We start from the raw sequence: 7952 nt of genomic DNA on the forward strand, positions 1-7952 counted from the left end.
CAGCCCCCTTCGCTGCTTCCTGCGCGGGGCCCTCCAGGACCCCGCGATTCCCGCTCGTGTGAAGAGCCGTCAAGCGGCCTCCATATGAACGGCCGATACGAACCGGCCGAACGCGTCCGGTAAACGGAACCCGGCCATGAACTGGCCGCGAACGGAGCGCGTGGGATTCACGGTGCAGCGATCCCGGAAATCGTGTGGATCTTGGTCGAAAACTGTGGACAACTCGACGGCTGTGAATATCGCCTTCACGCCTAACGGTGAACGCTCAACGACTTCCGCAGAGCATCCCGACGGCTACGCACAGTGATGGATCATGAGCACACGAAAGGTGCGGAACCATCGGTGCAGGGGAGGCGACAGGGTCGCGCAGAGGAGGGGAAAACCCGTCCGGACATGCGACGACCCCCGCCGGGGGGGAGAGCGGGGGTCGTCCCCACGGCCGACTCGGGGGGGGAGGAGTCGGGCCGGGTTAGCACGGTCGCGAACGATCCGTGACTTCCATGGTGTACCCGAGAGCCCTCTCAGGCAAACCCACGCGCCTCACCTTACGCCGAATGGTGGGCCCTATGCTCGACCTCGTGGAAAACCACTCCTTGCCTCGTACAGCGGCCTTCTTCGACCTGGACAAGACGGTCATTGCGAAGTCGAGCACGCTCACCTTCAGCAAGTCGTTCTACCAAGGCGGACTGATCAGCCGCAGGGCGGCCTTGCGCACCGCATACATCCAGTTCGTGTTCCTGGCGGGCGGCGCCGACCACGACCAGATGGAGCGGATGCGCAAGTACCTGTCGGCGATGTGCCGCGGCTGGAACGTCCAGCAGGTCAAGGAGATCGTCGCCGAGACGCTGCACGACCTCATCGACCCGATCATCTACGACGAGGCGGCCTCGCTCATCGAGCAGCACCACAAGGCCGGCCGGGACGTCGTGATCGTGTCCACGTCTGGTGCCGAGGTCGTCGAGCCGATCGGCGAGCTGCTCGGCGCCGACCGGGTCGTGGCCACGCGCATGGTCGTCGGCGAGGACGGCTGCTTCACCGGCGAAGTGGAGTACTACGCCTACGGGCCGACCAAGGCCGAAGCGATCAAGGAGCTGGCGGCGTCCGAGGGGTACGACCTGCCCCGCTGCTACGCCTACAGCGACTCCGCGACCGACCTGCCGATGCTGGAGTCCGTCGGGCACCCGCACGCGGTGAACCCGGATCGCACGCTGCGCCGCGAGGCCGTCGCCCGCTCGTGGCCGATTCTGGACTTCCACCGCCCGGTCCGGCTGAAGCAGCGGCTGCCCGCCCTGTCCGTGCCTCCCCGGCCCGCCCTCGTCGTCGCGGCGGCGGTGGGCGCCGCGGCGGCCACGGCGGGTCTCGTCTGGTACGCCAGCCGGCGCCGCGCGACGGCGGTGTGAGCGATCACGGGCGGGGCGTCGAGGCGACGATCACGACGCCGCCGGCCCGTTCGCCGGCGGGGCGACTCTGAAGAAGTCCATATATCACCCTTTTGAACCTAAAAGTAAAGAAGTGGGGTCAGGGGTTTCGCTTGCCCGGGACCTGGAGTACAAAGGGTTTAACGGCCCGCGAGACCAAGGACATCCGCGAGGATCACCTTCAAACGCATTTAGGCCCCACGGACCGAGCATGGACATCGAGCACCCACGCGACGTCGACCCGTCGATTACGGGCCAGCCGCACCAGGTGACGGGCAAAAGTTCCCGGCCTGATGGGCATATTTCGAGGACGCTTGGTACCCCGGTGAACATGCCAGCGGCGGTACGAGTCCTCGTACCGCCGCAACCCTTGTACGGGCCTTTGACCGTCGCTTACGCGGCGCCGCGCTGCAGCGCCTCACAGACCGCGGCGGACTCCCTGGCGCCCAGCTCGACGGCCCGGCCGCAGTGCGCGATCCAGGCAGCCATGCCGTCCGGGGTTCCGGACACGTAGCCGTCCAGCGCCGCGAGATAGGCCGCACGGCCCAGTTCCGCGTGGCCGACCTCCGCCGGACAGATGGACTTCGGGTCGAGACCGCTGCCGATCAGGACGATGCGCTCGGCCGCGCGCGCGACCAGTCCGTTGTACGAGGCGAAGGGGCGCAGGGCGATCAGTTCGCCGTGGACGACGGCCGCCGTGACCAGCGCAGGGGCGGAACCACCGGCGATGATCAGCTGGGACAGCCCTTCCAGACGGCCCGCGACCTCGTCCGCGTCCGGCAGCGGCAGCTCCACCAGGGGCTCGTCCGCCGTCTCCCCGGCCTGCCTCGGCCGGCCCACCGCGTCACCCCGGTCGGCCGCGGCCACCAGGTGGAGCCGGGCCAGGACACGCAGGGGCGACTGGCGCCAGATGGACAGGAGCTGGCCCGCTTCGGCGGTCAGCCGCAGCGCGGCGCCGACCGTACGGTCCTCCTCCTCCACGCCGAAGTCGGTACGCCGGCGCACCTCCTCGAGGGCCCAGTCGGCACCGGACAGCGCCGCGGAACCACGGGCCCCGCGCAGCGCGGCCTCCGACGTGATCGCGTTGCTGCGGCGGCGCATGATCCGGTGTCCGTAGACCCGGTCCACGGCCTTGCGCACGGACTCCACGGAATCGGCCACCCCGGGAAGTGACCCGAGGGCCGCGAGCGGATCGGCGGACGCACCTGTCGTACTCATGAGTACGACATTACGCACCCCGGGCCCGCACCCCACGAAGGAGTGGTCTTCTTCACGCAGTGCGAGCACCAGGAGCGACGGTCGCACTACTCTTGGTGAACATGAAAATTGCTTTCGTCGGGAAGGGCGGCAGCGGCAAGACCACGCTGTCGTCGCTCTTCATCCGCCACCTCGCCGCCTCGGGGGCACCTGTCGTCGCCGTGGACGCCGACATCAACCAGCATCTGGGGGCCGCGCTCGGGCTCGAAGAGACGGAGGCCGCGGCGCTCCCCGCCATGGGAGAGCGGCTGCCGCTCATCAAGGACTATCTGCGCGGCTCCAACCCCCGCATCGCGTCCGCCGAGACGATGATCAAGACGACCCCGCCCGGGACGGGCTCCCGGCTGCTGCGGGTCGGCGAGACCAATCCGGTGTACGACGCATGCGCCCGGCCGGTGGAACTCGACGGCGGCGTCGTCCGTTTGATGGTCACCGGCCCGTTCACCGAGGCCGATGTGGGGGTGGCCTGCTACCACTCCAAGACCGGCGCGGTGGAGCTCTGCCTGAACCACCTCGTCGACGGCCCGGGCGAGTACGTCGTCGTCGACATGACGGCGGGCTCCGACTCCTTCGCGTCCGGCCTGTTCACCCGCTTCGACATCACGTTCCTCGTCGCCGAGCCGACCCGGAAGGGAGTCTCCGTCTACCGCCAGTACAAGGAGTACGCCCGCGACTTCGGCGTCACCCTGAAGGTCGTCGGCAACAAGGTGCAGAACGAGGACGACGTCGACTTCCTGCGAGCGGAGGTCGGCGAAGACCTCCTGGTCACGGTCGGGCACTCGGACTGGGTGCGCGCCATGGAGAAGGGCCGCCCGCCTCGGTTCGAGGTCCTGGAGGAAGCCAACCGGCGCTCGCTGCAGGCCCTGCGGACCGCCGCCGACGCCACCTACGAGACACGCGACTGGGAGCGGTACACACGCCAGATGGTGCAGTTCCACCTGAAGAACGCCGCCGGCTGGGGCAATGCCAGGACCGGAGCGGACCTCACGGAGCAGGTCGACCCCGGTTTCGTGCTCGGCGAGAGCCCCCTGGCCACCGCGTGACCGCCCGGCCAGAGCGCACGTTCCCCGCTGAGCACCGGCCGGACCGATGCATCACCAGAGCTTGAGAGACAAACAAGCCCCTAGCGTCACCAGGGCTTGAGGGACGGGACGACCCGGGGCTCCGCTACGGCTTGACGGCCGGCGCCCCGGGAACCCCCTTCGGGGCCGGAGCCGGACGCCGGGCCAGGAAGGCCGCCCATCCCTGCTTCGGCGCCTCTCCGACCTGGAGGCCGCGGAGCTTGCCGAGGATGGCCGGGTCCTGGGCGTCGAGCCAGTCGGCCAGCTGCCGGAAGGAGACGCAGCGCACCTCGGGCTTGGTGCAGACGCGTTCGACGACCTCGTCGACGGCACGCATGTAGGCACCGCCGTTCCAGGACTCGAAGTGGTTGCCGATGATCAGGGGCGCCCGGTTGCCGTCGTAGGCGCGGTCGAAGCCCTTCAGCAGTCCGTCGCGCATCTGGTCGCCCCAGAGCGCCTGCTTGGCCGGGTCGCCCTGGGTCTTCGTGCCCGACTGGTTGACCATGAAGTTGTAGTCCATGGTGAGCTGCTCGTAGGAGTGTCCGGGGAAGGGCACGAGCTGCATCGACAGGTCCCACAGCCCCTCCTTCCGCTTCGGCCAGACCTGGTCGCCGACACCGCTCGTGTCGTAGCGGAAGCCCAGCTCGCGCGCCGCCTTCATGAAGTTCTCCCGGCCCTCCAGACAGGGGGTTCGGGCACCGATGAGCTCCTTGTCGTAGTCGAAGGGCAGCGACGCCTCGCCCTTCAGGCCCGCGTTGGTCCGCCAAGACTTCACGAACGACTTCGCTTGGGCGATCTCGCTCTTCCAGTCCGCGACCGACCACTGGCCGACCCCGGCCTCCGCGCCGCAGAAGTGCCCGTTGAAGTGCGTGCCGATCTCGTTGCCCTCCAGCCACGCTCCGCGCAGCTGCTCGACGGTGTCCTTGATGCCCCGCTCGTCGTTGAAGCCGATCTCCGAGCTGCCGGGCGAGTGCTGCGGAGGCCGGTACAGGTCCCGCTTGTCCTCCGGCAGCATGTAAACGCCGCTCAGGAAGTACGTCATCGTCGCCCTGTTGGCCTTGGCGAGGCGGCGGAAGTGGGAGAAGAGCTTCTGGCCGTCCTCGCCGGCGCCGTCCCAGGAGAAGACCACGAACTGAGGCGGCCGCCGGCCCTGCTTCAGCCGTTCGGGCCGCGGCAGATGCGGCTGCGCCCCGGTGTACGAGGTGGAACCGTCGCCGATCAGGCGGACCGCAGCCCGGGGCGCCGGGTGCGGCGCCGCCTTCTTCGTGCCCTGCGCGCCCTCCCGCGGTCCCATGGTGCCGCCCGTGCAACCGGCGAGCGCCGTGGCGCAGGCAGCGGCGAGTGCCGCGCCCGTGGCGATCCTCTGGGTGGCGGCCATGTTCCGCCCTCCTTCTCCTCGGTCGGGCAGCGCCGGCGGGGGCGCTGGCGCGGCTGTGGGCCGGCGGCGCCGTCAAGGTTTCACGGGACCGAAAAGAAATAAGTACGACAAGCCGATCAAATGCCCAAGCCACCCCAAGGGATGAATTGATGCCCCATTTGCTCCTATTTTCGACATCAACCCTTTACTCTGCATTACGATCCATTTACCGAGCGTTGAAGAATCCCGCCGCTGCACGCCGTGACCCACGGCCGCGACCCGCCCCCCGCCACCACCGACGGGGGATCACCTGTTCCGCGACCGCGCTGCCCCGGAGGAGACGGGAACCATGTCTGCCTGCGTCCCCACCCGCGCCGCCGACCCCACTCGGCCCGCACAGAGCCACCAGCCCCACAGCCCCCCGCCGACCCCGCCCCGCCGCTTCCGCGTCGCGGGCGCCGACCTGTCCGCCTCCATCGCGGTCTTCCTGATCGCCCTACCCCTGTCCCTGGGCATCGCCCTCGCCACCGGCGCGCCGCTCCAGGCCGGCCTGGTCGCCGCCGCCGCCGGCGGACTGATCGTGGGACGGCTCGGCGGCTCACCGCTCCAGGTGAGCGGCCCCGCCGCCGGGCTCACCCTCGTCACGGCCGAGCTCATCCAGCGCTACGGCTGGCGCGCCACCTGCGCCATCACCGTGCTCGCGGGCGTCGCCCAAATGGGCCTCGGCTGCCTGCGTGTGGCCCGTACGGCCCTGGCCGTCAGCCCCGCCATCGTGCACGGCATGCTCGCCGGCATCGGGGTGACCATCGCCGTCGCCCAGCTGCACATCGTGCTGGGGGGCGTGCCGGAGAGCTCCGTCCTCGACAACCTGATCGCACTGCCGGACCAGGTGGCCGCCATGCACTCCGCGGCCGTGTCGATGAGCGTGCTGACCCTGGTGCTGCTGTTCGCTTGGCCGCGCCTTCCGGGGCGGACCGGGCAGCTGCTGCGCAAGGTTCCCGCCGCGCTGATCGCCGTCGCCGGAGCCACCCTGACCGCCACCCTCGCCGGGCTGAAGCTCCCCCGGGTCGAGCTGCCCTCCTGGAGAAGCCACGCGCTCGCGGGGCTGCCAGAGGGCCCGGTGCTCGGGGTCGTCGCCGCCGTCCTGACCGTGACGCTGGTGTGCAGCGTGCAGTCGCTGCTCGGCGCCGTCGCCGTGGACAAGCTCGTGAGCGGCCGCCCGGAGCTCCAGGGCCGCGTGGGCCGTTCCCGCCTCGATCGTGAGCTGCTCGGGCAGGGCGCCGCCAATGTCGTCTCCGGCGCACTCGGCGGCCTGCCCGTCGCCGGGGTCGCCGTGCGAAGTTCCGCGAATGTGCAAGCGGGAGCCGTCAGCCGGAACTCCACGATCCTGCACGGCGTTTTCGTAGTGATTGCCGCGCTGCTGATGGTCCCGATCCTCGAGCTGATCCCCCTCGCGTCGCTCGCCGCCCTGGTGATGGCCGTCGGCATCCAGATGGTCTCCCTGCTCCACATCCGCACGGTCACCCGCCACCGTGAGGTTCTGGTGTACGTCGTCACCACGCTCGGCGTCGTGTTCCTCGGAGTTCTCGAGGGTGTGGCCCTCGGCGTCGCCGTGGCCGTCGGCGTCGCCCTGCACCGTCTCGGCCGCACCCGCATCACCCACGACGAGAAGGAAGGAGTCCATCACGTCCACGTACGAGGCCAGTTGACGTTCCTCGCCGTGCCCCGGCTCAGCCGCACCCTGCACCTCGTCCCCCGCGGGGCGGACGTCGTCGTGAGACTGGACGGCTCGTTCATGGACCACGCCGCGTACGAGGCACTGCAGGACTGGCAGACCACCCACGTCGCCCAGGGCGGCACGGTCGACCTCGGCGGACGGACCGGGACGCGGATCGCCGAACCCGTGAGCTCCGGACACTGCCGCTGCCGGCCGTGGACACCCTGGCGGAACCACCAGTGCGACACCGCCACGGAACCGGAGTCCACTCTCTCGATGACACCCTCGGACCGACAGGAGGAGGAGACCGGCGAAGCCAGACCGAGCGGACACCAACTGGCCCGCGGAATCAGCGCGTTCCAGCGCAACACCGCACCCCTCGTGCGCGACGAGCTGGCCCGGCTGGCCCGGGAAGGGCAACAGCCGTCCCAGCTGTTCCTGACCTGTGCGGACTCCCGGCTCGTCACCTCGATGATCACATCCAGTGGTCCGGGCGACCTCTTCGTCGTGCGGAACGTCGGCAATCTCGTGCCGCTGCCCGGCAAGGAGAGTGGGGACGACTCTGTGGCCGCCGCCATCGAGTACGCGGTGGACGTACTGAACGTGCGGTCCATCACGGTGTGCGGGCACTCCGGATGCGGCGCCATGCAGGCCCTGCTGGCGTCGGAGCCCAAGGGCGCCCTCACGCCGCTCAAGCGGTGGCTGCGGCACGGGCGGCCGAGCCTTGACCGGATGGCCGCCGACGGAGGAACCCGGGCACGGATCGTCGGCCGGGCTCCCGCCGACTCGGTGGAGCAGCTCTGCCTGACCAATGTGGTGCAGCAGCTGGAGCACCTGCGGGCCCATGAGTCCGTCGCGCGCGCACTGAAGGCGGGCGTGCTCGAACTGCAGGGGATGTACTTCCACGTCGGGGAGGCCCAGGCGTATCTGCTGACCGAGGCCGACGGAGCCGAACTGTTCGCTCACGTAGGCGCGTTCGACCATGTGGTGACGGCGGAGGAGATGCCGCATCCCGTGTGATCGAACGGTGGTGCGCGGCCCTGGCCGACGGGGCCGCGCACCACGCAAGGCCCGGTGCCGGTGCACCGGCACCGGGCTGGGGCGGGGCGTCGACACACCGGTCACGGGGCGGGGTGTCGACG

Annotated in this window: 5 protein-coding genes; 3 read left to right on the forward strand and 2 right to left on the reverse strand. The window is 69.9% G+C overall.

Annotated elements, in window-relative coordinates; all coding sequences use genetic code 11:
- The first annotated feature begins 566 nt into the window (after positions 1 to 566).
- Positions 567 to 1400, forward strand: coding sequence for an HAD family hydrolase (locus IO36_RS33225; RefSeq protein WP_037625437.1), 834 nt, complete (start codon positions 567 to 569; stop codon positions 1398 to 1400).
- Positions 1401 to 1811: 411 nt separating this feature from the next.
- On the opposite strand, the gene IO36_RS33230 is transcribed toward IO36_RS33225, so the two are convergent.
- A complete protein-coding gene (locus IO36_RS33230; RefSeq protein ID WP_037625440.1) occupies positions 1812 to 2636 on the reverse strand; it encodes a Fic family protein in 825 nt (274 codons plus the stop codon).
- 101 nt (positions 2637 to 2737) lie between these two features.
- Between IO36_RS33230 and IO36_RS33235 the strand changes: the two genes are divergently transcribed.
- Complete coding sequence (locus tag IO36_RS33235; RefSeq protein WP_037625442.1) at positions 2738 to 3718, forward strand: ATP-binding protein; 981 nt, start codon at positions 2738 to 2740, stop codon at positions 3716 to 3718.
- A gap of 124 nt (positions 3719 to 3842) precedes the next feature.
- On the opposite strand, the gene IO36_RS33240 is transcribed toward IO36_RS33235, so the two are convergent.
- Positions 3843 to 5114 carry a polysaccharide deacetylase family protein gene (locus IO36_RS33240; protein WP_037625444.1) on the reverse strand — a complete coding sequence of 424 codons (1272 nt, stop codon included), beginning with the start codon at positions 5112 to 5114 and terminating at the stop codon, positions 3843 to 3845.
- A 328-nt stretch (positions 5115 to 5442) separates the two neighbouring features.
- On the opposite strand from IO36_RS33240, the gene IO36_RS33245 reads away from it, so the two are divergent.
- Positions 5443 to 7830 carry a SulP family inorganic anion transporter gene (locus tag IO36_RS33245; protein ID WP_037625446.1) on the forward strand — a complete coding sequence of 796 codons (2388 nt, stop codon included), beginning with the start codon at positions 5443 to 5445 and terminating at the stop codon, positions 7828 to 7830.
- Positions 7831 to 7952: the final 122 nt, after the last annotated feature.

This window comes from Streptomyces aureus (assembly GCF_000725495.1).
Classification (GTDB): domain Bacteria; phylum Actinomycetota; class Actinomycetes; order Streptomycetales; family Streptomycetaceae; genus Streptomyces; species Streptomyces aureus_B.

Bases quoted from the DNA above. Each gene is read 5' to 3' on its own strand.
- IO36_RS33245 (WP_037625446.1), top strand. From the start codon at position 5,443: ATGTCTGCCTGCGTCCCCACCCGCGCCGCCGACCCCACTCGGCCCGCA.
- IO36_RS33230 (WP_037625440.1), bottom strand. From the start codon at position 2,636: ATGAGTACGACAGGTGCGTCCGCCGATCCGCTCGCGGCCCTCGGGTCA.
- IO36_RS33235 (WP_037625442.1), top strand. From the start codon at position 2,738: ATGAAAATTGCTTTCGTCGGGAAGGGCGGCAGCGGCAAGACCACGCTG.
- IO36_RS33240 (WP_037625444.1), bottom strand. From the start codon at position 5,114: ATGGCCGCCACCCAGAGGATCGCCACGGGCGCGGCACTCGCCGCTGCC.
- IO36_RS33225 (WP_037625437.1), top strand. From the start codon at position 567: ATGCTCGACCTCGTGGAAAACCACTCCTTGCCTCGTACAGCGGCCTTC.